This is a genomic window from Drancourtella massiliensis, assembly GCF_016900655.1.
Taxonomy (GTDB): domain Bacteria; phylum Bacillota; class Clostridia; order Lachnospirales; family Lachnospiraceae; genus Sellimonas; species Sellimonas catena.
Map to the genome: position 1 here is coordinate 1 of NZ_JACJKH010000029.1, position 22117 is coordinate 22117.

Genomic DNA, 22117 nt, shown 5'->3' on the forward strand with positions numbered 1-22117 from the left:
CGTAACGCACTCCATCCAGAGTCTATAGGGGCATAAATCACTATTTTGTCAGCTGAAATATTGAATTTTCAAGGAGCGAAGCCCATTTCAGGTATGGGAAGTCTTAGTTATTAAATAAAAAAGATACTCAGATAATAAATGATCGGTGCCGTAAAGATCACGCTGTCGAACCGGTCCAGAATTCCTCCGTGTCCCGGAATCAGTTTCCCGTAATCCTTGATATTATGATTTCTTTTGATTGCAGATGCGGCCAGATCACCTACCATGGAAATCAGTCCGCCCGCTCCGCAGATCAAAGCATACAGTGCCGGCGATGCATCCGCGTCTGCGAAATGGCTCACCGCCGCAGCATAAAGCGCGCCCAAAAGCGCCGCTCCCACTACTCCGCCGACCGCTCCTTCCACCGATTTTTTGGGACTGAGCTTTGGAGACATTTTGTGCTTTCCAATCAGCATTCCGACACAGTAAGCACAGGTATCGCATCCCCAGGAGCAAAGAAATACGAGCCATACCAGATACGCTCCCTCCTCCGGTATCATTCTTGCCCGGTAAACATATGACAGCATCACCGCCACGTAAAAAACACCAAAAAAGATGAGCATCATCTCTTCCGACACATACTTTGGATACGAAAATACATATACTGCCATCAGAACAATCAAAAATACAATAACAAGCAGGGCAAGCCCCTGTCCGTCAATATACTGCAGGATCCTGTTTTCTCCCGGGCCTTTGACCTCAAGCCGGATCAGCAGATAATATGCCGCTGCTGCTGCATAGCCGACAATTCCAGGAAGAGAGGCCTGCAGCCGGCTTACTTTATACAGTTCGCTCATTCCGATCAGACTGATTAGAAGAAGCAGCACAAACAGGATATCATTTCCTGGAATAATCGTGGCAAGCGCAATAGCCACGAGCAGTATCCCGCTTAACAGTCTTGTCTTAAACATCTGCTTCTTCCTCCTTCACTTTCCCGTATCTCCGGTCTCTATTATTATATTGCAAAATTGCTTTTTCTAATTCCTCTTTCGTAAAATCAGGCCAGAGAACATCGGTAAAATAAAATTCTGTGTAGGCCATCTGCCATAGAAGATAGTTCGAAAGGCGCAATTCCCCGCTTGTACGGATCAAAAGATCCGGGTCCGGAATTCCGTATGTATCCAGATAAGACTCAAAGAGCGGTCCATCGATCTGCTCAGGCAGCACTTTCCCCTCTTTCACATCTTCTGCCATCTTCCGCATGGCACGCAGCATTTCGTCACGGCTTCCATAATTGATTGCAATCTGGAAATTCAATCCGTCATTTTTATCCGACGCCTTCTCAAGCTCTTCGATTCTGTTGCGTATGTCATCATCCAGTCCGCTTTTATCTCCAATCACCCGTACCCGCATCCGGTTTTTCTCCGCAGTCTTCAGACAGGTTTTCATATAATTGCGCAGAAGCTTCATCAATGCATTGACTTCATCCGCAGGACGGTTCCAGTTCTCTGTGGAAAAGGCGTAAACCGTCAGGTATTTGATTCCCATTTTGTAGGCGGCCTCACAGATTCTTTCTACATTTTTACTTCCCTGTGCATGGCCGTAGTTACGAGGCATATTTTTCTTCTTCGCCCATCTTCCGTTTCCATCCAGAATGATAGCGACATGCTGAGGTATCTTCATAACACTTTCCTCCTTGATAAATATAGAGCAAGGAGGCCATTCCCTCCTTGCTCCGCTTTTCCCGCCGGTTTTCCTTATACGGTCATGACTTCTTTTGTCTTTGCCTCTACTGCCTTATCGACTTCTTTGATATATTTATCCGTCACTTTCTGAAGTTCATCTTCCATATCTTTGATTGCGTCTTCTGAAACTTCTGTGCCTTTTAACTTCTTGAAGGCATCATTTCCGTCTCTTCTGATATTTCTGATGGCAACCTTTGCCTGTTCACCTTTTTTCTTCACGTCCTTGGCAAGCTCTTTACGACGGTCTTCCGTCAGTTCCGGGAACACAAGACGGATTACCTGTCCATCGTTTGTCGGATTGATTCCGATATCAGATGTCTGGATCGCTTTTGTGATCTCCTTTAACATGCTTTTCTCCCACGGCTGAATCTGAATCATCCGGGCTTCCGGAACAGAAACATTTGCCACCTGCTGGATCGGAGTCGGTACTCCATAATAATCCACCGTAAGTCTGTCCAGAATATGCGGGTTTGCTCTTCCGGCACGGATTGCCGCAAGATCGCTGTCCAGACTCTTCATTGTTTTCTGCATTTTTTCTTCGTATACCTTTAATTGTTCATGCATAGATAGTTCCTCCTGTGATCTTTCTTAAACAGTCACTTTCGTTCCTGTAAAGTTCCCGCTCATGGTATTGACAATGCTGTTCTCCTCGCTCAGCCCGAATACCAGCATCGGCATTTTGTGCTCCAGGCACATGATGGATGCAGTCAGATCGACCGCCATCAGCTTCTTATCGATAATTTCCTGAATGGAAATCTCATCGTACTTCTTCGCTTCCGGATTGACTTTCGGATCGCTGTCGTAGATTCCGTCGATCGCTTTTGCAAGCAGCATCGCATCTGCCTCAATCTCGATCGCTCTTAATACCGCACCGGTATCTGTGGAGAAATACGGATGTCCGGTTCCTCCCGCAAAGAAAATGACCTTTCCCTTATTGAGTGCCTCTACCGCCGCATCTTTTGAGAAAAGGGTTGTAAAAGCGCCGCATACGAATGGTGTGAATACTTCTGTATCCATGCCTGCGAAACGGAAAATATCGGAAACATAGATACAGTTCATTACTGTGGCAAGCATACCGATCTGGTCCGCTTTGACACGGTCAATCGTTTCACTCGTACGGCCTCTCCAGAAGTTCCCTCCTCCAGTTACAATAGCTACCTGAATTCCCTGATCGACAAGCTCTTTGACCTGATGAGCTACTCCAAGGCAGGTTGCCTCGTCGAATCCTGTCTTTTTATCACCTGCAAGAGCTTCTCCGCTCAGTTTTAGCAATACTCTTTTCATGGTTATGAACTCCTTCTCTCCGGCCTCTCGGGGCCGGCTCGTATTCTATCCTTATTATATATAGATCGCCACCCGGTGTCAATTTGCATTTTTCCAGCCGGGTCAAACTATCCGGAAATTCCGCTTCCTACTCTTCCGTCAGCGCGGCAAAAGAAGTATCCGCAAAAAACGTATCCGCACTGTAGAGATACAGCACTTCATTGATGGATTCTGTCTCCATCAGTTCCGATAAGTCCCCATAATAGTATCTCGGATCGACAACGACAATCTCCCGGTAATACGGTGCAAGAAACGGCAGGAAACAATTCGCATAGGAATCTTTCAGAACTAAAAGCCGCTTATTCTCCGTAGTCGGTGTCTTGATCTTTAACAGCCCGTGATTGCCGCCGAAAAAGACCTCATACGCATTTCTCTGATCCAGCTTATCGGTGTTGTAGAAGCTTCCGGTTTTTTTCTGATCATCTGTATACTCGACAATCGAAGACACCTGCTCCTGTGTCGTATTTTCATTCTTTTTGGGAATGAAGACGTCGATTTCCTCTTTCACACCGGTCCGGCATCCGCTTTTTGCGGAAAGCGTACCCTGAAACTGATCTGTCACAGGCATTTTCTCATATGTTACAGCTGAAGTGTCAAGCCCTGCCACCTCCGCAAACTGCTGGAAAGCAAGATAAGCCGCAGAAGTTGTCCAGTGATGGTCCGTCTTATAAAACAGCTGCTGATTCGTGTTCTTACGGAAGGTGTCCCTCAGATCGATTGTCGTCAGCCCCTTTCCGGTCAGCGTCTGATAAGCCTGATCAATACTGGAATCCTGATCCGCTGTCAAAGCCAGCGCCGGTAGCTTGTCCTCCAGAATCTCCGATGCTGTCGGTACAATCATTGCGTAATGCGTGATATCTTTATACTTCTCTTTCCAGGCCGCCATAGCCCCCAGCGTATTATTTACCGTAGTCTGGTCCGGCTTTTCAAACTTTTCGATCAGATAACCATCTTTCCCGATGTAGACTCCGTTTTCCTCTACTTTGCCAAGGAGGCGGTCAAACCCGGTCTTTAACTGGATCCAGGAATCCCGGAACACAAACTGATCGTTAAAATACTCCTGATACTGCTTTGCATAATTTCCGCTGCCGACCGCCTCTGCAGTCAGTTCCGGCTTCTGCGCAAGCTCCCTGTTCTCCGTCTCCGAGACTTTCTTCGTTCCGGAAAACAGATTCACAATGGAAAGGACCAGAATCAGGATCGCAAACATAAATCCCACGAAATACGATGCCGGTAATTTCTCTTTTTCCAAATCTGACACCTCCCCTTAAAACTGCATATAGAGAAACGGCTGATAAGAATTAAATACCAGTCCGCCGATACTGAGTAAAAACATGACAAGATACACAAGCACTGTGACAATCGTATAGCGCTCAATAAACCGCTCGGAAAGCTTCTTCAGAACCGGTCTTGCGGCCAGTACGCACAGTGCGAACAGAAGAATTCCTGTTTTTAAGTAATATCCGGCTGTCACATCGATCAATGAAGATGCTCCAAATCCAAGGAGGGAGGCAAACATTCCTGCCGCCGCATCCCAGGATGTGTTCATGAAAATCAGCCACCCAAACATGACAAGCAGCATCGTATAAGTATTGGCTGCCCATCCCGGAAGCCTGGAGACCAGATTCTTCCACACATATTTTTCACCAATCAGAATCACGGCATAATAAAGCCCCCACACCGGAAAGTTCCAGGTTGCCCCGTGCCAGATTCCGGTCAGACACCAGACAATCACAATGTTCCTCAGATGGCAGAGAACGGAGACACGGTTTCCGCCAAGCGGAATGTACACATAATCACGGAACCATCCGCTCAGGGACATATGCCATCTTCTCCAGAATTCTGTCACACTCTTTGCGATATACGGGTAATCAAAGTTTTCCTTAAATTCAAATCCAAGCATGTTTCCGACTCCGATGGCCATGTCAGAATAACCCGAGAAGTCAAAGAAAATCTGCATCGTGTAGGCAAACAGATAAATCCACGCCGTCACCATGGACATGGAGGATCCGGAGTCCTGAATCTGGGTAATCATCATGGATAACTGATCTGCCAGAAGGACTTTTTTCGCAAGACCGAGGATGAAGCGTCTCGCACCCTCTCCAAGCCTTGACATATATACGTTGTGGGCATAGAGATCTTCTTTGATATCTGCATAGCGGACAATCGGTCCGGCAGACATGCAGGCAAACAATGACGCATATGCCATAAATGTAATCGGATCCCGTTCCGGTTCACATTTCTTTTTATACACATCAATCACATAGGAAAGATTTTTAAATGTATAAAAGGACAGACCGATCGGCAGCGTCAGTGCTGATGTAGAGAAGCCGGTTCCGAGCAATTCATTGACTGCGCCGCTTAAAAATCCGTAATATTTAAAAAATCCAAGAATAAATACATCCATCACAATGACAAAAACAAGGGATGGAACCGCACTGCGGCTGCGTTTCTGTTTTCTGCCGATATCGATCGCCAGCATATAATGCATCACCGCACTGAACAGCATTAATACAACATAAACCGGCTCGCCCCATGCGTAGAAAAAAATACTGGCCAGGGCAAGCACGAGATTTTTCCATTTTCCCGGCACCACATAAAACAGAATCAGGACAACCGGAAGAAATGCAAATATAAAATTCAGACTGTTTAAAAGCATGTCATTTCCCTCCACCGACTATTTTATCGCGCTTTCAAAAGCAGATTTCCAGTCATCCGCCTGATCGCCCGCCATGTAAATTACATAGATCCCCTCCGACTGCGCATACGCCTTCTTCAGCTGCGCCGTCTGGGTGACTCCATATCCCTCAAAGCTCTCGATCTGGCTGTCCAGACGATTGTTTACTGCTTCCTCAAACCGTCCGGCGTCCTGAGCATTCTTTGCCTTCAGCACAAGAAGCTCATCCACTGCCATCGGCGATTCCGCCTTATAGTAGAAGTATCCCTCACAGTCCTTGCTTTCTATTCCATAATATCTGCGCAGATCCTTGTCTTTCATCTCTTCGATCCCGTCAAGAAGCTTTTCACTTTCAAACTCCTTCCTGATCCCTTCTACAGAGACATCCCTTGCGTACCCCTGCATGCAGAGTATTCCCAGATACACCGCCAGGAATGCCACAAAGCACACTTTGACAATGATCCCGCTCAGATCCTTTCTCCTTTTCTTTTTCATGATCAAAGTCCCGCCTTTTCTACAATATAAGATAACCACTGTTCGTAGTATTCCTTTTTCATGTGGATTCCGTCCTGCTCATACAGGCCGCTGTCTGCCTCCACAATGAAACTGCTGTCGATGTACAGGTATCCCTCATCATCGCACATCTTCTCGATGGCCTCATTGTACTGAGGACGTTTCTCACGTCCGGCTTTCTCCTTGACTTTCTCCTCCGTCATCGGAAGAATGGAATTTACACAGATCATCGTGTCCGGAAGCGCATCTTTTATCTTCTGAATCTCAGACTGGTACTTTTCGATGAACCCGTCAATATCGGAATTATACATCTGAAGATCATTGCATCCAAACTCCATGATGACTGTGGACGGCTTCATGGAAATCACTTTCTGAACCAGCTCATCGATCTCATTGACTGAGGCACCCCTCTTATAGATGACAGATCCCTCGTCCAGAAGTCCGTACACATCCAGCGCCTCCGAAAAAGAATCCCCGACTACAACGACACCGCTGAATGCTTTCTTGATCGTCGCATTATCAAGCTCTACGACTCCATATTCATTCCGCTTGGACGTGTCAATCTCTGTCTTTTCATTGGCTCCTTCCAGATTCTCCCACTGCTTTTCCGTCTCGGATATATCCGCCTGCTCCATCTGTTCCAGTTGCTTACGGTTTTTCTCATACTGATTCGGGCGGCTCTCTTTTATCTGAACACAGACGACAATCCCGACCACAACAGCAATAACGCAACAAACTGCGATCAGGATTCTTCGTCTTAGAATTTTTTCTCTTGCACTTTTCATGAATTTATCCCCTTAGTACTATCATTTAGCTATTATTACTATTATAAGTTGTTTCTCCCTCTTACGCAACATACGGATCCGGTCCCTTCTGGAAATAAGTCTCCAGAACTGCCAGATTCTGATCCGAATGTTCAATCTCTCTGGCATACCGCCAGGCTGTCTCCCATATCTCTTCCTTTTTCATGCTTTTTCCCTGCCGGATCCATCTCGCCATACTGAGTTCATGAATCATGACAGTACTGTAAACAGCAAGACAGATCTTGGTATCGATACTGTCATCATAGACTGCCCCGCAAAAATAGGTGTAGATAAAAAACATCATCAGATTTTCACTGTACTGCTCCCATTTTCCCGGTCCAAATTTCTCACGGATCTTCTCGTAGGCCTCCTGTCCGTTCTCATACAGGATTTCAAAAGCCTCGTGAATCTCCTTTTTCCAGTCTTCGCAGAGAAACTCCATTTCAAAAAGTTCTCTCAGGAAAGCGGACTTTGCTTCAAATCCGAGAGGCTCTCCCCCGCACGCTTCCTGCCGGATCTGCTCCAGCTCCTCCTCGATTCCGAAAAGTCCTCCCTCTTCCAGCGCTTTCTGGCAGACCTTTCCTGCCGTCAGGCAACGCTTCATCCGGACCTCTGCCGCCTCTTCGCGGTTTTGTATCATCCTGAACAGGATTTCCCTTATCTCATTTAAACTGGAATATAATAAGAAATCAAAAGATTCGTCCGGCTCCGGCTCGCTCTCCCCGGTCTCCTCCGTCAGAAAGGTAAGCGGCTCCTCACACTCAAGAATCATCCTCGCCGCCTCGGGACAGGAAAGGGACAATGACCACTCTCTGACATCCTCATACTCCTCCACATGTCTCGGATACATCCTGCAGGTACTGCAAAGATACTCCTCGCCAAGCTCCTCGTATAGATCACAGAGATTCTTCTCATTCAGACAGCTGCATCTCCCGTCAAACTGCAGGAATGCTCCCTCTTCCCAATCAATGGATGTCATAAGCCGGTTTCCGAAACCACCTTCTACCCGGCTGTATTTCAAAAGAGACTCCTCATCGATCAGGATCTGCCATCCGGCACAACAGGTGTCCGGGCAGCGATCTGCAATACATTGAAATTGATCATAGAAATGCGGCTTTACATACAGCATACGTTTCCCCTCTTCGTGACTTACTTCGACATCTTCTTATCTTAACGGATTTTACCTGTAATGTAAAGAACTCAGAAACAAATTCTCTCAGAAAATATGAATCTGAAAAAGGGGTGAAAAGAACCGGGTGCGACAACTGTCACACCCGGCAGATTTCTTTGCCTTCTTATACCTGCGGTCCTGCAGAAACAAGTGCTTTTCCTGCTTCGTTTCCTTCGTATTTCTGGAAGTTCTTGATGAATCTCTGAGCAAGATCCTTTGCTTTTGTCTCCCACTCGGAAACATCAGCGTATGTATCACGAGGATCCAGAATATTTGTATCAACACCCGGAAGTTCTGTCGGCACTTCGATATTGAAGTACGGAATCTTCTTTGTTGGCGCATTTAAGATATCACCGCTTAAGATTGCATCGATGATACCGCGGGTATCTTTGATGGAGATACGCTTTCCTGTTCCATTCCATCCGGTATTAACAAGGTAAGCTTTTGCTCCGCTCTGTTCCATTCTCTTAACAAGCTCTTCCGCATATTTTGTCGGATGCAGCTCCAGGAATGCCTGTCCAAAGCATGCGGAGAATGTAGGTGTCGGCTCTGTGATACCACGTTCTGTACCTGCAAGCTTTGCAGTAAATCCTGACAGGAAGTAGTACTGTGTCTGTTCCGGTGTCAGAATGGAAACCGGAGGAAGTACTCCAAACGCGTCTGCGGAAAGGAAGATAACTTCCTTTGCAGCCGGTGCTGCAGAAACCGGACGCACGATCTTTTCGATGTGGTCGATCGGGTAAGATACACGTGTATTTTCTGTTACGCTCTTATCTGCGAAATCGATCTTTCCTTCTGCATCCAGAGTTACGTTCTCAAGAAGAGCGTTTCTCTTGATTGCATTGTAGATATCCGGCTCAGATTCTTTATCCAGATTAATTACCTTCGCATAGCATCCACCCTCGAAGTTGAAGATACCATTGTCATCCCATCCGTGCTCATCATCACCGATCAGAAGACGTTTCGGATCTGTGGAAAGTGTCGTCTTACCTGTTCCGGAAAGTCCGAAGAAGATTGCTGTGTTCTCTCCGTTCATATCCGTATTTGCAGAACAGTGCATGGAAGCGATGCCCTTTAACGGAAGGTAGTAGTTCATCATGGAGAACATACCTTTCTTCATTTCTCCGCCGTACCATGTATTTACGATAACCTGTTCACGGCTTGTGATATTGAACATAACGGCTGTTTCAGAATTCAGTCCAAGCTCTTTATAATTTTCTACTTTTGCCTTGGACGCATTATATACGATGAAGTCAGGCTCGAAATTTTCAAGCTCCTCTTTCGTAGGCTGGATGAACATATTTGTAACAAAGTGTGCCTGCCATGCTACTTCCATGATAAAACGGATTGCCATCCGTGTATCTTTGTTTGCGCCGCAGAATGCATCTACAACGTAAAGCTTCTTGCCGGAAAGTTCGTCAAGCGCAATCTTCTTTACTGTTTCCCATGCTTCCTGTGTAGCAGGATGGTTGTCATTTTTGTATTCATCAGAGGTCCACCATACTGTATCTTTGGAATTCTCATCAACTACGATGAACTTGTCTTTTGGAGAACGCCCTGTGTATTCACCAGTCATGACATTGACAGCACCCAGTTCACTTACCTGTCCCTTTTCAAAACCTTCCAGACCCGGTTTGGTTTCTTCTTCGAATAATAATTCATAAGAAGGGTTATGTACAATTTCCGTCGTGCCTGTGATGCCGTATTTGCTTAAATTCATTTCTGCCATCTCACATCAAACCTCTTTTCTTTCATTATTTTACAGAAAGTAAAGCCTCTTTACTCCCTTTTACCATTATACATGATAAGTCAATGAAATCAACCAAAAAGTTTTCTTATTTAACGCAGGAAAGCGCATTTTTATCGATCTGCACAGAAATTCAGACAATTTCGATTTATTATTTAGTCATTTTTTTAACAAAGTATCGCTGCTTCCTGTACGCTTTTTTTGTATGCCTTTTCCTGTCCAACACACTGTCGATTTTCTATCTGATTCTTCCGCTCTCCATGATCTGAGCAAGGAGCGCTTCGCACCCTTCCCTCACATCCCGGTAGGTCGCATCAAAATTACCCGTGTACCATGGGTCGGCAATGTCCTCCCCTGCCCGGCCGGTAAAATCCAGAAGCCGGCATACCTTGCCCTCCGGATCGCCATTTCCGATGATCCGGTTGATATTGCGGATATTCCACGAATCCATGCCGATCAGATAGTCAAACTCCTCGTACTCCTCCCGTCTCATCTGGCGGGCCCGGTGGCCTCCACATGGAATACCGACCTCACGCAGCTTCCTCTGAGTGCCCGGATGAACCGGATTGCCGATCTCCTCTCTGCTGGTGGCAGCGGAATCAATGTAAAACTGGTCCGAAAGTCCCGCCTCGGACACCAGGTATTTCATAACGTATTCAGACATTGTGCTACGACAAATATTGCCGTGGCATACAAACAGTATTTTTATCATTTTTTTGAAACTCCTTTTTTATCTTTTAAATGCAACGATTTGCCATACTTATGCAACCAAATGTAACGATTTGCCACTTCGGCATTTTTCCCTTGAATCCGGTACTTCGAGGCATTTTCAAGCATTTTGACAACCGTTTTACAACAAATTTGTTGTAAAATTGTTGTAAAACAGCCCTTTTTTTACAACTTTGCCACCGGGGTTACCAGACCCTTTTCTGCCTTTGTACCGACTCTTCTTCACCACCAAATAACTTCTGGAACTCTTCCTGTGCATCCTCTCCGGTAAAATGAGTATAGGTATTCATAGTTACCGAAATATCCGAATGTCCCATAATGTACTGCAGAGTTTTCGGATTCATTCCGCTCTTAGCCATCTTGGAACAGAAGGTGTGTCTGCACACATGAGCTGTGATATTGGGAAGCTGCAGTTTGCAGATCCCATTATACTTCTTCACCACATGATTGAAGTAGTGCTGCCAGTGCATGGCAACCATAGGCTGATCATTTTTATCCAGATAGAGAAATCCCGCCTTCCCGTCAATAATAGGTTCCACCTTCAGGTACTTTCTGTTATCCATAATGTTCCGAAAAGCTTCCATCACTTCCGGAGACATAGGCACATCTCTCACACCTGCAGATGTCTTCGGTGGTTCGAAGGTGGTGATCATATTACTGTAGCGAACCAGCTGGCCGGTAACATGGATACACTTTTTATTAAAGTCGATATCACTCATAGTCAGACCACAGAACTCGGAAATTCGAAGCCCTGTATTGAACAGAATAAAGAATCCTTCATAGTACTTGCTGAAATGCTTATCATTTTTTACAAATTCCAGAAACGCTTTTTCCTGCTTTCTTGTAATAGCATCTCTTGTTGTACTGTTATTTACAACTACAGTATGTAGCTCAAAAGAAAATGGATTCTTGGCAAGTAGATCATCCTCCACTGCCATCTGAAAAGCTGGCCTCAACACACCTCGAATGGTATGAATGGAACTGTAGCCCCTTCCGTCTTCCTGCTGAAGTTTGATCAGCCAGACCTTGGCATCCGAGATCTTCACCTTATCGATTCGAAGCTTCCCAAAAGGTTCCTTTGCCAGAATACGGAGAACTGTTTTGTATCCCTGTCTGGTGCTCTCCCGAACACCGATTTTCATTGAAACATACTTCTCTACCAGTTCATAAACGGTCAGATCTCCTCCGAAAGCTTTGATTCCTGCATTGATCTTTGCCTGAAGCTCTGCTTCCAGTTCCCTTAATGCCGGTTTTCTGATTCCTCCTGGTGGTACTTTATCCGTTTTTTCTAAACGATTGCTGTATAAATATCTGTGTTTTCCATTGGCGTCTTTATACTTAAAAATATACCGGCCATCATCACTTCTTTGACTCTCTCCAGTACGCAAAAGACGACCCTTCTTATCTCGTCTTTTTTCGCTCATAACGCTCCTTTCCAGAGAGTCCCGACACAGTTATTATACCATATCGGGGCTCTCAATTCTACAACATGGTGTCATTTCTAACCGACACTTTGTGGCAGATTCAGATCATCTCTGCCCGGTCAATAAACTGCTCAAATCTTTTTCGCTTAATCATGATCCTTTTTCCGTTCATCAACAGAAAATCTGCATCCGGATAATCTTCCAGGATCTGGCGGAACTTTTTATCCCCAATATGAAAATAGGCACAGGCTTCACTTACTGTTAACGTATATTTCTCCCAGAACGGGATATTCTTTTCCTGCATCATCCATACCTCCCATGAATAAATGACCGGCTTTTCCTGCTGTATCCACACTGCAGCAAAATTAGGCACGGTATTGAAACAATTCTTCCAGGTTCCTCATCTATATCTGTGCTTATGAAAAAGCTTCCTCTTGTACCTGAAATCCTTAAAAAGCTTCAAAAAAACGACTTTTGAGCTTCTTCAGAATTCTTCTCTTTCTTCCAATGACCTGGTTTCTGGTTAGTCCATATTTTTCTACCATCCGATTCAAAAACTTATTTTCTCCCTCAAAATATTCAAGAATAAATTCTCTGTCTTCGGGATCAAGCTCCGCCAATACTTCGTGAAGCTTTTCCAAATCCATCTGATGAATCAGATCCTCTTCAACATTTACAAACGGATCCGCGATCTCATAGGTTCCTTTTTCTCCATCTCTTCCATAAAGATCTTCCATATGCCATACTTCACAATTCAATCTGTTTCTGGTTACTTTTTCTCTGTACAGCTTCTGATACTGTGCATTAAACATTCTTCTGATTTCCGCTGTCTTCTCCTCAGATAATCCTGCCTGCTGGCATGCAATTTCATACTTATAAAGCATTCCTCGTCCTTTCCCAAGCATTTGCCGGGGAAAGGACTTTCTACTGTCCGTACGAAGCAATCGAGGTTGGAGCTGGCAGCAAAACAAGCATATTTATACATAAAGAAAAGCGCCGTCGAAATAAGTCGAATAAAAGGATATGGTTATCCCATTACTCAATGACTTGCTTCGTACGGCGCTTGGTAGTTTATCCGATCAATGACCGGCTCCGCTTGCTCGATTAAAAGTTCGTATTGTTTTTATTCTTCTATTAAGTTATCGTTGCTTCATGCCTCTCTTCTTATACGGACCGGCATAAGCATGAGCACGTTTCATCCTGCGGAAATATGCAGGACTGAGTGGTCCTTCAAATTTGCACTTACGGCATTTGACATACACAACTTCCGTCTGCGTCAGTGGTACATCCGTTACCTTAAATCCACAGATCGGACACCTCATCTCCCTGGAGCCGACCGCTTCAGCCGCTTCCATTGACAGAAGAAGCTTCCTCTGAACTTCTTCACAGGGTATCGGATACCTTGGATTAAATTTTAATGCTGCCTGATTCAACTGATCACCTCCGTCATCAATGCAGCCTCCACATATTCACTGATGGAATGATACTCCACCATCTGCAGTTCTTTGATTCGGATCAGGAGCGCTGAAAAGGATACTCCGATCTGTGCTGCCATTTTCTTTATGATCATCCGATCTTTTGGAGCGAATACTTCGTCCCCAAAGATCTTAAGCTTGTTTCCATGATTAAAATCCTTCAATGCGGCCGCAACAATGAAGTACGGCATCAGAAGTGATGCTGCAAGCTTATCTGCCTGCGCTTCATTCCAGTTAAAATGCGACTTCATCTCAGCCATCGAATACACACGTTCCGCGTCAAAGGTCCGTTGAAACTGTGGCACCGGATTGTGGCGACCAAGAATATGATGGGCCACCTCGTGTGCAATGGTAAAGCGGCGTTTCCCGCTCTCTCTTTCCTTTCGAAGATCAGCCTCCACAACGATTGTTCCCAAAGGGAAAAGAAATGGAACAGTCCTGTTTCCTCTTTTTATCTTCAAAGGTGTAATTCCGTCTGACAGAAATCCAATCTTATCAAAATCGTCTTCTGCAAAAGTTTCATATACAACATTAAGTCCCATTGAGTTTGCAATGCCTTCAATATCCACACACCTTGGAAGGCCTGCAGTTCCTGACTTTTTCAGGTAGGTCAGAACTACCCCTGTCCCGAGCTCATCCAGCTCTCTGTTTGGTATAAATTGTTTCAAGATGAATCAGCCTCCGTATGGGCTGGATCATCAATCGTATAAACATACCATGAAGATCCTAGCCGATATATATTTTTTACCGCACTACCTATCAATATGGTGTAGCGAATTCCTTCAAATTCATCGTTGACCGGCTCAGCCATATGGATGACTCTTTTTATATCCCAGGTTCGTCCATCATTCCAGAATATCTTTAACGGAACGATAGACCCATCAGCATAAGTGATGCTTTCTACGCTGACGTACACTTTTTCCATACACATCCCCTCCAGATCAAATAACTTTCTGATATTCTCATACATGTGCCTTTGCAGGTCTGCAGTGCTCCTCCATGCGGAATACCGGAATTCGGATTGTATTACCGAATTGTTTTGACTTTGTCATGGAACCACATTTTTCACACTCCATCCAGCCGTCAGTTTCTTCCAGATAGAGGTTGTGATTCACGTGTCCACATATGGGGCATTTTACATCATACTGTTTCATCGGCTAACCCTCCTCAAAGTTACATCGTCTTGATCACATGACTTAGAACTCCCTGACAGATCAGTGTGCTGACCAGGATCTTCTTATCCGGATAAACCTCCTGGTTCATATACTCAAGAACAACTTTATTGGATTCCTTATCAATCCCTGCATAACGTTTCAGCGTGTTCTCATTGTTTTCATCCAGTGCAACCACGATATCTCCAAGCTTCGGCTCTGCATTCTTTCTGATGATAAGTGTGTCACTGGATTCAATGCCTGCATCCACCATGGAATCCCCTTTCGCCTTTAAAATATAAAAGGGTCCTTTACCAAAGATGGCTGTTGGAAGTGATGTCCGGTAAAGAAGGTTTGCTTCTTCCAGAGCGGGCTCACCACAGTGGATCTCTCCGACAGCATCTACCTGTTCCGAATCAATCAGGATCTTATCCAGTTCCCGGACAGATACCTTTCCATCCTGATAACGGATCAGTCCCTGCCTGTCCATGGCTACGAGATAGGTGTAAGCGGTGCTACGCACAACCTCCATCGCATTGGCAATCTGCGTGATCGTCGGCATCGCACCAGCATTCTCCAGATAATATTCACTGATATACTGCTTTATCCTGTTCATTAGCTCCGGGTCCTTATGTCTCATAAAAGGATCCTCTCTTTCTAAGTTCTAATGCGAACAATTTGTTTTCGATAGGATTATTATGGAACATATGTTCTGTTACTGCAACATGTTTTTTGCAAAAAGAAAGGAGGTGTCGCCGCATGGCAACACCTCACACATCTTACTTCTCATTTTCAGGGAAAGCACAAAACTTTTTTTGAGTAGAATCTATCTTATCTAAGGAAAGACATTCTACTACATCGCCAAGGATCTGCTGAATATCAGGATCTGAAATAGAGTAACCAATAAATTTGATGGAATATTCGAGGACACAATCTTGATAGAGAACTATTAGATTTCAATTCCATAAATTCGTTAGTCTTATGACTTCCACTGTTTCTTCTATTCCCTCCAAGTCAACTGGAGATTTTGAAACAAACACATATTTATAGCAATTCATTCCTGTTGCCTTTACCTGTTCGATTTCTTCTCGAACAATTGCCGTCGGAATCGTTTCTTTTCGGAATTTAACTTCATAAAAAACATATCCATTTTCATCCTCTGTTACAACATCAAATTCTCCGTTTCTTTTCTCTGACGGGATGTCATAGTAGTACTTTCCAATTTTCTCAATCACCGGAGAAATCTCTCCTGCCCTGTTCTTTCGGATCAAGTACTGCTTACAGATTTCTTCGAAATAATGCGGAACATAGAAGGATTCAAAATCCTCGCGAATATATTTCTCATAAAAAATCGACGGATCCATGATCTTTCTTTGCGAAGCATACCGGAAAATATACCGGTAATAAAACGCTGAAAGTGGATCACTGATATGGTAGCTTGCTTTTCTTTTATTTCCCTCATCATTAATCGGCGTTCTTTTCTCGACCACCTCCATCTTAGAGAGTTTATCAAGTACGTCCACTAATGTAGGACCACTGGATACATGAGATTGATCGAGAATATCTTTATACTTGGTATATCCCCTGGACAAAGCTTCAAATACCTCGTTTGCGTTTGTAATTTTGGAGATTTCTGCGTTTAAGTACATGGAAACCTCATTTTCCAAACGCGCCTCTGGAGCCACCAAAAGTTCCAGCAGGTTCTCTTCAACAGAAATGGAATCATCCACTAAACGATTGTAATATGGGATACCTCCAAATACAGAATAAATCTTTATTCGGTCCTCCTCGGAAAATGCCGGATAAAACTCTGTAGACTCATAATAATCCATAGGCTTTAGGTTGATCGTAAGATCAATACGGCCATACAAAGGATTAGAAGGTTCCATCAGATTTCTCATGATTTCTACAAATGATCCCAAAATAATAAATGTGAGTTTTGCAGAGTCTCTGTATTTATCAATCATCGCCTGCAGAATGCTGTCCATTCCCTTGATGTTTTCTCTCAGATAAGGATATTCATCCAGGACAAAAATCATATTCTCTTCGCATGATCTTTGAAAGATGTACTCAAGAACCTCCTCTATGGATTGATATCCAAGTTTTGGAAGATGTAACTCTTCCGATAAAATATTGCAGATTCCCTGTGCATTGCTTTCTTCTGCCACCTGCTTGCACTCATAATAAATGCTTTGGCACGTTGTACTTTTGAGAAGCTGCTTCACCAGCTCACTTTTTCCTACCCGTCTTCGACCATAGATCAAGACGGTTTGCATCGCTTCCTCTTTATTAGTGTTGGCAATTGCTCGATTAAGCTTTCTCAGCTGTTCCTTTCTCCCAATGAATTTCATTTTATTCGGTCACCTCCGACTCGGTTTCGTTCGAATATATTATAACATGTTTTTGTGTTTTTTCAATTCTTATTCGGTTTGTTCCGACTCGATTTTATTCGAATAACTATTTTCGGATATAACGAACCATACACAACTATGAGCTATCTTTCAGATATGCGAAGGCACATGCCTAATATCTGGATACTTCTCTAATTTTCTCCTGCTTTCTATAGTTGATTAAGTGCCTTTTGAAGCATTTCACTATATTCATTACGTGTTTCAATTGGACTCTCGATCAGGATTTTCCCACCGGCTCCAAACACCCAGCGATAAAATGTAGGACCTGCACAGACCTTAACCGTCGTTCTGAACGTATCAGCGTCCAAGCTTGTGGTCTTAATCTTCATTCCAAATTTGTCAATCACAGATTTCATAACACAATTTTCGCAACGCAATGTCACATCAATTGGTTCATCCGTAGAAAACATACGAAAAACCTCTGTTGTATATTTCGATACATCATATCCGTCCGGTTTTTCTATCGCTTTCTCTGCAAGTAACTCTGGCTGTTGGCTGATACGATCCACCCGGAATGTACGAACTGCACTTCGCTCATCACAGAATCCGGTCAGATAATAATAATCGCCGTCCCAGATCAGATCAAACGGACTGACTGTATATGGTTTCCCATCATTTCTGAGAACTTTTCTCTTCTTTCCATTGAGTTCAAAATAATAAAAAGAAATCTTTACTCCGGCATTGATTGCCTCATTGATCGCATCAACAATGTAATATCCCTTTTCATTCTCAGACTTTACCCGTCCGGTGATATGTACCGATCTCTTTAGCTTATCTGCATTGGTCTCACTGGTCAGAGAAACCAGTTTCTCGATTAAAATTTTACTTTTCTTTTCTGTAATAAACTTAGAGGACTGCACTGCATCTATCAGGATCTTCAGCTCCGGTAAAGAAAATTTTCGATCTGCAAGATGATATTCCCAGGCACGTTTACGTTCACCGACAATATCAACTCCTGCTGCTCTCAGAAGATCTATATCTTTTGGTACGGTGGTTCGGTGCACAAGAATGTGGTGCTGTTCCATCATCCGATCCGTGATCTGTTTTGTAGATAATGGATGTTCCTCATCGGATTGTGTCAAAAGCATCTGATAAAGATAAAAAATATGAAGTCGTGTATCCGTTTCATTTGCCATTATTTCCACAATCGTTTCTTTATTTTTTGCCTGATCTGCCAAAATCACATCCGCTATGACCTGTGCTGCAATCTGAGATCCCAGCTCATTTGGATGACAGCCGTCTTCTGCAAAAATATCCTGCTGGTCTGCAATTTCATAAAAGCGCTTTCCAACATCCGCAATCATTGCATCATTCTGCTCTGCAGCTTCATGATATGCCTCATACATCTCCCGATACATCTCATCATAATCCATACCAAAAGACTGCAGCTGCTTTCCGCCGCGCTTATAAGCCCAGGTCGCATACAAAACAGGGGTGGCTCCGTTTTCCCAGATTTTCTCACACAGCAGATGGACATTCTTCAGAAAACTCTCTTTTGCCGTGATCGGTCCGTTACTCATCTCCTGAAGAATCACATAATCCCACTTTTCATTTTCAAGGGCAGCCTGTGTCAACCCGCCCATCTTTGTCTTTGGATTTAACTGCTCTGCAAGACGCGCTCCGCCGCGAGTATGCTGAACCACCTCAGCACCAGTCAATTCCGCTAGGGTGGATGGCATATTATTCACAAATGTAAAACTGTTGCCAAGCATTAATATTCGCATACACTTCCTCATTATCTAAAAACTTTTTGACTAAAATTTGTACTCTTCAATATCTTTCACACTCAAGCGATACGATGTTGTGGTGGTCGGAGTTCCTTTGCTTTTTACGTAGGACAAAAATTCTTTTGTTTGAAGAATCTCCTTCGCTTTTTCTAAAGTCATTCCCGAATTGGGTTTAACTCTTATATACGCTCCAGCATATGGAATAGAACGAGAATCAGCATCATATAAATTTATGCTATTTGTGATTACCAAAGAAAATACTAACTTATCCTCAAATACGTGCTGTATCCCTTGTGTCCTTCCATATTCAAACCATTTTACACCTGGATTAACTTTTCTATTCAAGAGTTCCTCTGAAAATTGCTGAAGATATTTGAAGCATTCTGGGTATAATTTTCTAAATTCAATCTCATCATAATGATCTAGCTTTGATCCTGAAATCGAATACGGAAAAATTATTCCTTTCCTTTTAGGATGTGCGCCCTTGTTCGATTTACAAGTCTTAGCACTTATGGCACTATAGACAATATTTTTTTCAATTTTATATTGTTTAACGTAATAAAAATCTTCATCAAACTTATCGATGTCGAATATAAAAGCTTTATTTAATAATGTTGCTATACTATTCGAAACTTTAAAATAATCACCAAATTTTCTTTCTCCTTCATTTGTGTTTTCCCAAATCCATTCCCCTTGTAATGTATCTTTTTTCATTTTTGTAGTTTTATTAAAAAATACATTCTCATATTCAAAACCATCAGAACCTTGCGAATCACAAATAATAGATATCGATGATGTTACTATTGAAGGGAACACTTCGATCCCCTTATAATCAGTCAATTTCGTAAGTTTCGATTTGATCAGATTTCTTGTAGATTCTGCAAACTTATTACGAAGAATACTATATGGAATAATGTAAGCAAGTTTTCCCGCTGGTGACAGATCTCTAATTCCGGCCTCTATAAAAGCATAACAATAGTCAAACCTGCCCTTTTTACAGGATGAAAAGTTAAGTCTTAAAAACGCTCTTTGTTCTTCGGTTAAATCATGATACGTAATATAAGGTGGATTTCCTACTATGTAATCATATTCCTGAGCTTTACATTTTAAATAATCACATTGAGTGACATTCCAATTTACATTAAATAACCCAAACTCTTCTACTACCGAATTAAGAGATTGTATGCATCTGATAACACACTCAGGATCTGTATCATACGCCACAAAATGATTTTCCAATCCTTTTTTTATTTCTTCGTCTGAATATCCTTCAGATAAAGCACTTTTAATGTAACGACGAACTGCTCCTCTTAAGATATTGCCTTCTCCACATGAGTTTTCTAGGAAGGACTTATCATATATATGTTTTATATAACCCACATCATCTAATAACTTGTCAACATATTGTTCTGGTGTGGATATTTGACAATTACTTGCCATTTTCAGTCCCCCTTAAATAACTTTTTTCTTCTGCTGCACTCACTATCACATCTTTATATGAGTCGATCAATTCCATAATAATATTAAATGTAAATAGAAAATCATCTTTTTCAAGCTCTGAGCGTTCTCCATGAACAACACTATGTCTATTAGCAAGCAAGGAATTATCTATGTATTGTGCTTTTGTATCAAAAATGTCCGTTTCCACACCAATTGACATTAATATTTCTTCAAGTTCTGTTGAACTCGGATTTGAATGAGTTGAGATAAATGGCTTGTCAAGATTATATTTGTCATTAAATTTTCTAGTTGATAGTGTTTCATATTTCGTCAACAGATTTTTATGCACACTGTGTTTTTCTGAAGCAGCACAAGCCTTAAACTCCTGTTCCATCTTCAATGCAGAAAAATTTTCTTTTAGTTCACTATAAAGATGCTTCTGACTAGCGACATATCCAACGTAACAATTAGAAGCCTTTTTTATAAATCCTTCAAAATGAGCACATAGTAAAGCAATTCCTGATCTTAAAAGAATTGGTTCATTTACCTCATCATGTTCAACCAATATTTTCAGAGAAATCATCTCTTTTTTGCGCCAAGCTATGTCTTGAGTCAGAAGCTCTTCCAATTTTTCGATTGTCTTTACATTGATATTATTGGCCACTTAAAAAACTCTCCTTGCTGTATGCAACCAATTTTTTAATTCTTCCAACTGGTCTTACACCTCTTTTTGTTGCCGCTGCATATTGAACGCTACCGTACAAATTCTGAATACGATCCTTAAGTAATTCTCTATTTTCACAGTAAAACTCAATATTTTCTGTTAATCCTGGAATTATTGCTTCATATGCCCCCACTAAAACAGCACCGCAACTTTTTCCTTTTTCTGTGTCGTATCTCTTAAAAGCATTCTCATCCATTACATCATGAAGCAGTTCAAATGTTCGGTTAAACAGCTCTGTTTCTTTTTTAAAATCAATGGAGTCATTGTCAATCAAACGCAATATTTCATCCGTCAGAAAATCATTATAATTTTCCGAATCACTAACCTGAAATTGAGAGTATCTCAAAACAAAATATTTAGTAACAAGTTCCATATATCCTTGTTCATCTGCATCTTTCTCAGAAATTGGAACTGCACTTTGGAAGTTGGGATTATGACTCATATCTCGAAGAGATTTGTATTTTTCCTCATTTTTCATCACTAAAATACAATTACGAATCTCCTGTGCACTCAAGTGACTGCCACCAGTATTTAATCTCTGAAACATTTCATATTGTGCAAATTCATCACTGCTTTTATCAATAATGATAATAAGTATTTTGGATCTTTTGATATATCGACGTTGAGCATCCGTCAAAGATTTCGTTTCATCATCATCATCCCAATACTTACCTTCCAATGAAGGAAGAAATTTAGTGCGTGTCAAGGGCTCACGCTGGAAATACTCAGATATATCCTCACCATCATCATCAGTTTCATGTGTTTGCTTCAATATTCCCATAAATTTAAAAATCGTAGAAAGACGCTGTTGCCCATCTATAAGATTCCATTTTCCACGCTCATTTTGGTATACATAGATAGGGGGAATCGGTATATTTAATAAAATTGACTCAATTAAAGCGGACTGTTGAGAAATGTCCCATCTAAATGTTCTCTGATAAATTGGATCTATTCTCAAATCTCCTTCCTGATAAATATTGGCCAATTCTCCAATTGACATCGGATAATTATCAGTTTTTATTGATTTTGCCATTTTATCTATTTCTATTTGTAATGTATTTTCCATCCTTTTATACCT

Annotated in this window: 24 protein-coding genes; all 24 read right to left on the minus strand. The window is 42.5% G+C overall.

Annotated elements, in window-relative coordinates; genetic code table 11:
• Positions 1–110: 110 nt before the first annotated feature.
• The 24 genes from H6A32_RS13490 to H6A32_RS13605 all read right to left on the minus strand — a co-directional run bounded on the left by H6A32_RS13490 (position 111) and on the right by H6A32_RS13605 (position 22105).
• Entirely contained in the window at positions 111–950 is an 840-nt protein-coding gene (locus H6A32_RS13490; protein WP_118636325.1) for a phosphatidate cytidylyltransferase, read from the minus strand.
• Complete coding sequence (locus tag H6A32_RS13495) at positions 943–1662, minus strand: isoprenyl transferase (RefSeq protein WP_118636326.1); 720 nt, start codon at positions 1660–1662, stop codon at positions 943–945. Before H6A32_RS13495 ends, H6A32_RS13490 begins: the two co-directional genes overlap by 8 nt.
• Before the next feature lie 74 nt (positions 1663–1736).
• Positions 1737–2288, minus strand: coding sequence for a ribosome recycling factor (gene frr / locus H6A32_RS13500; protein WP_087167779.1), 552 nt, complete (start codon positions 2286–2288; stop codon positions 1737–1739).
• A gap of 24 nt (positions 2289–2312) precedes the next feature.
• Positions 2313–3008 (minus strand): UMP kinase, encoded by a 696-nt coding sequence (pyrH, locus tag H6A32_RS13505; protein ID WP_087167778.1) that lies wholly within the window; start codon positions 3006–3008, stop codon positions 2313–2315.
• Between the two features lie 127 nt (positions 3009–3135).
• Positions 3136–4299: a DHHW family protein gene (locus H6A32_RS13510; RefSeq protein ID WP_242958927.1), complete on the minus strand. Its 1164-nt coding sequence runs from the start codon at positions 4297–4299 to the stop codon at positions 3136–3138.
• A 15-nt stretch (positions 4300–4314) separates the two neighbouring features.
• Positions 4315–5706, minus strand: a complete 1392-nt coding sequence (locus H6A32_RS13515; RefSeq protein WP_118636327.1) for an MBOAT family O-acyltransferase — start codon at positions 5704–5706, stop codon at positions 4315–4317.
• An 18-nt stretch (positions 5707–5724) separates the two neighbouring features.
• Positions 5725–6219, minus strand: a complete 495-nt coding sequence (locus H6A32_RS13520) for a DUF4358 domain-containing protein (RefSeq protein ID WP_204864588.1) — start codon at positions 6217–6219, stop codon at positions 5725–5727.
• Between the two features lie 2 nt (positions 6220–6221).
• Complete coding sequence (locus H6A32_RS13525) at positions 6222–7022, minus strand: GDSL-type esterase/lipase family protein (RefSeq protein WP_087167775.1); 801 nt, start codon at positions 7020–7022, stop codon at positions 6222–6224.
• 61 nt (positions 7023–7083) lie between these two features.
• Complete coding sequence (gene fliB, locus H6A32_RS13530; RefSeq protein ID WP_204864589.1) at positions 7084–8169, minus strand: flagellin lysine-N-methylase; 1086 nt, start codon at positions 8167–8169, stop codon at positions 7084–7086.
• A 166-nt stretch (positions 8170–8335) separates the two neighbouring features.
• Positions 8336–9940, minus strand: a complete 1605-nt coding sequence (gene pckA, locus H6A32_RS13535) for a phosphoenolpyruvate carboxykinase (ATP) (RefSeq protein ID WP_118636328.1) — start codon at positions 9938–9940, stop codon at positions 8336–8338.
• Between the two features lie 256 nt (positions 9941–10196).
• Positions 10197–10670: a low molecular weight protein-tyrosine-phosphatase gene (locus H6A32_RS13540; protein ID WP_204864590.1), complete on the minus strand. Its 474-nt coding sequence runs from the start codon at positions 10668–10670 to the stop codon at positions 10197–10199.
• Between the two features lie 202 nt (positions 10671–10872).
• Complete coding sequence (locus H6A32_RS13545) at positions 10873–12111, minus strand: site-specific integrase (RefSeq protein WP_191437067.1); 1239 nt, start codon at positions 12109–12111, stop codon at positions 10873–10875.
• Between the two features lie 100 nt (positions 12112–12211).
• Positions 12212–12418: an excisionase gene (locus tag H6A32_RS13550; protein ID WP_430749592.1), complete on the minus strand. Its 207-nt coding sequence runs from the start codon at positions 12416–12418 to the stop codon at positions 12212–12214.
• A gap of 142 nt (positions 12419–12560) precedes the next feature.
• Positions 12561–12995, minus strand: coding sequence for a sigma-70 family RNA polymerase sigma factor (locus H6A32_RS13555; RefSeq protein ID WP_118637657.1), 435 nt, complete (start codon positions 12993–12995; stop codon positions 12561–12563).
• 255 nt (positions 12996–13250) lie between these two features.
• Positions 13251–13544: a hypothetical protein gene (locus H6A32_RS13560; RefSeq protein ID WP_243097695.1), complete on the minus strand. Its 294-nt coding sequence runs from the start codon at positions 13542–13544 to the stop codon at positions 13251–13253.
• On the minus strand, positions 13541–14254 hold the full coding sequence (locus H6A32_RS13565) for an ImmA/IrrE family metallo-endopeptidase (RefSeq protein ID WP_118637659.1): 714 nt from the start codon (positions 14252–14254) through the stop codon (positions 13541–13543). Before H6A32_RS13565 ends, H6A32_RS13560 begins: the two co-directional genes overlap by 4 nt.
• Entirely contained in the window at positions 14251–14511 is a 261-nt protein-coding gene (locus H6A32_RS13570) for a hypothetical protein (protein WP_039861518.1), read from the minus strand. The genes H6A32_RS13565 and H6A32_RS13570 overlap by 4 nt, the downstream gene beginning before the upstream one ends.
• Before the next feature lie 37 nt (positions 14512–14548).
• Positions 14549–14740, minus strand: a complete 192-nt coding sequence (locus H6A32_RS13575) for a translation initiation factor 2 (protein ID WP_087252291.1) — start codon at positions 14738–14740, stop codon at positions 14549–14551.
• A 19-nt stretch (positions 14741–14759) separates the two neighbouring features.
• Positions 14760–15377: a LexA family protein gene (locus H6A32_RS13580; RefSeq protein WP_118637661.1), complete on the minus strand. Its 618-nt coding sequence runs from the start codon at positions 15375–15377 to the stop codon at positions 14760–14762.
• 316 nt (positions 15378–15693) lie between these two features.
• Positions 15694–17088 (minus strand): ATP-binding protein, encoded by a 1395-nt coding sequence (locus H6A32_RS13585; RefSeq protein ID WP_118637663.1) that lies wholly within the window; start codon positions 17086–17088, stop codon positions 15694–15696.
• Between the two features lie 209 nt (positions 17089–17297).
• Positions 17298–18791: a WYL domain-containing protein gene (locus H6A32_RS13590; protein ID WP_346342286.1), complete on the minus strand. Its 1494-nt coding sequence runs from the start codon at positions 18789–18791 to the stop codon at positions 17298–17300.
• 111 nt (positions 18792–18902) lie between these two features.
• Complete coding sequence (locus H6A32_RS13595) at positions 18903–20315, minus strand: Eco57I restriction-modification methylase domain-containing protein (protein ID WP_118637667.1); 1413 nt, start codon at positions 20313–20315, stop codon at positions 18903–18905.
• Positions 20305–20979: an MAE_28990/MAE_18760 family HEPN-like nuclease gene (locus H6A32_RS13600; protein WP_118637669.1), complete on the minus strand. Its 675-nt coding sequence runs from the start codon at positions 20977–20979 to the stop codon at positions 20305–20307. The genes H6A32_RS13595 and H6A32_RS13600 overlap by 11 nt, the downstream gene beginning before the upstream one ends.
• Positions 20969–22105: a DUF262 domain-containing protein gene (locus H6A32_RS13605; RefSeq protein WP_118637671.1), complete on the minus strand. Its 1137-nt coding sequence runs from the start codon at positions 22103–22105 to the stop codon at positions 20969–20971. The genes H6A32_RS13600 and H6A32_RS13605 overlap by 11 nt, the downstream gene beginning before the upstream one ends.
• Between the last annotated feature and the right edge of the window lie 12 nt (positions 22106–22117).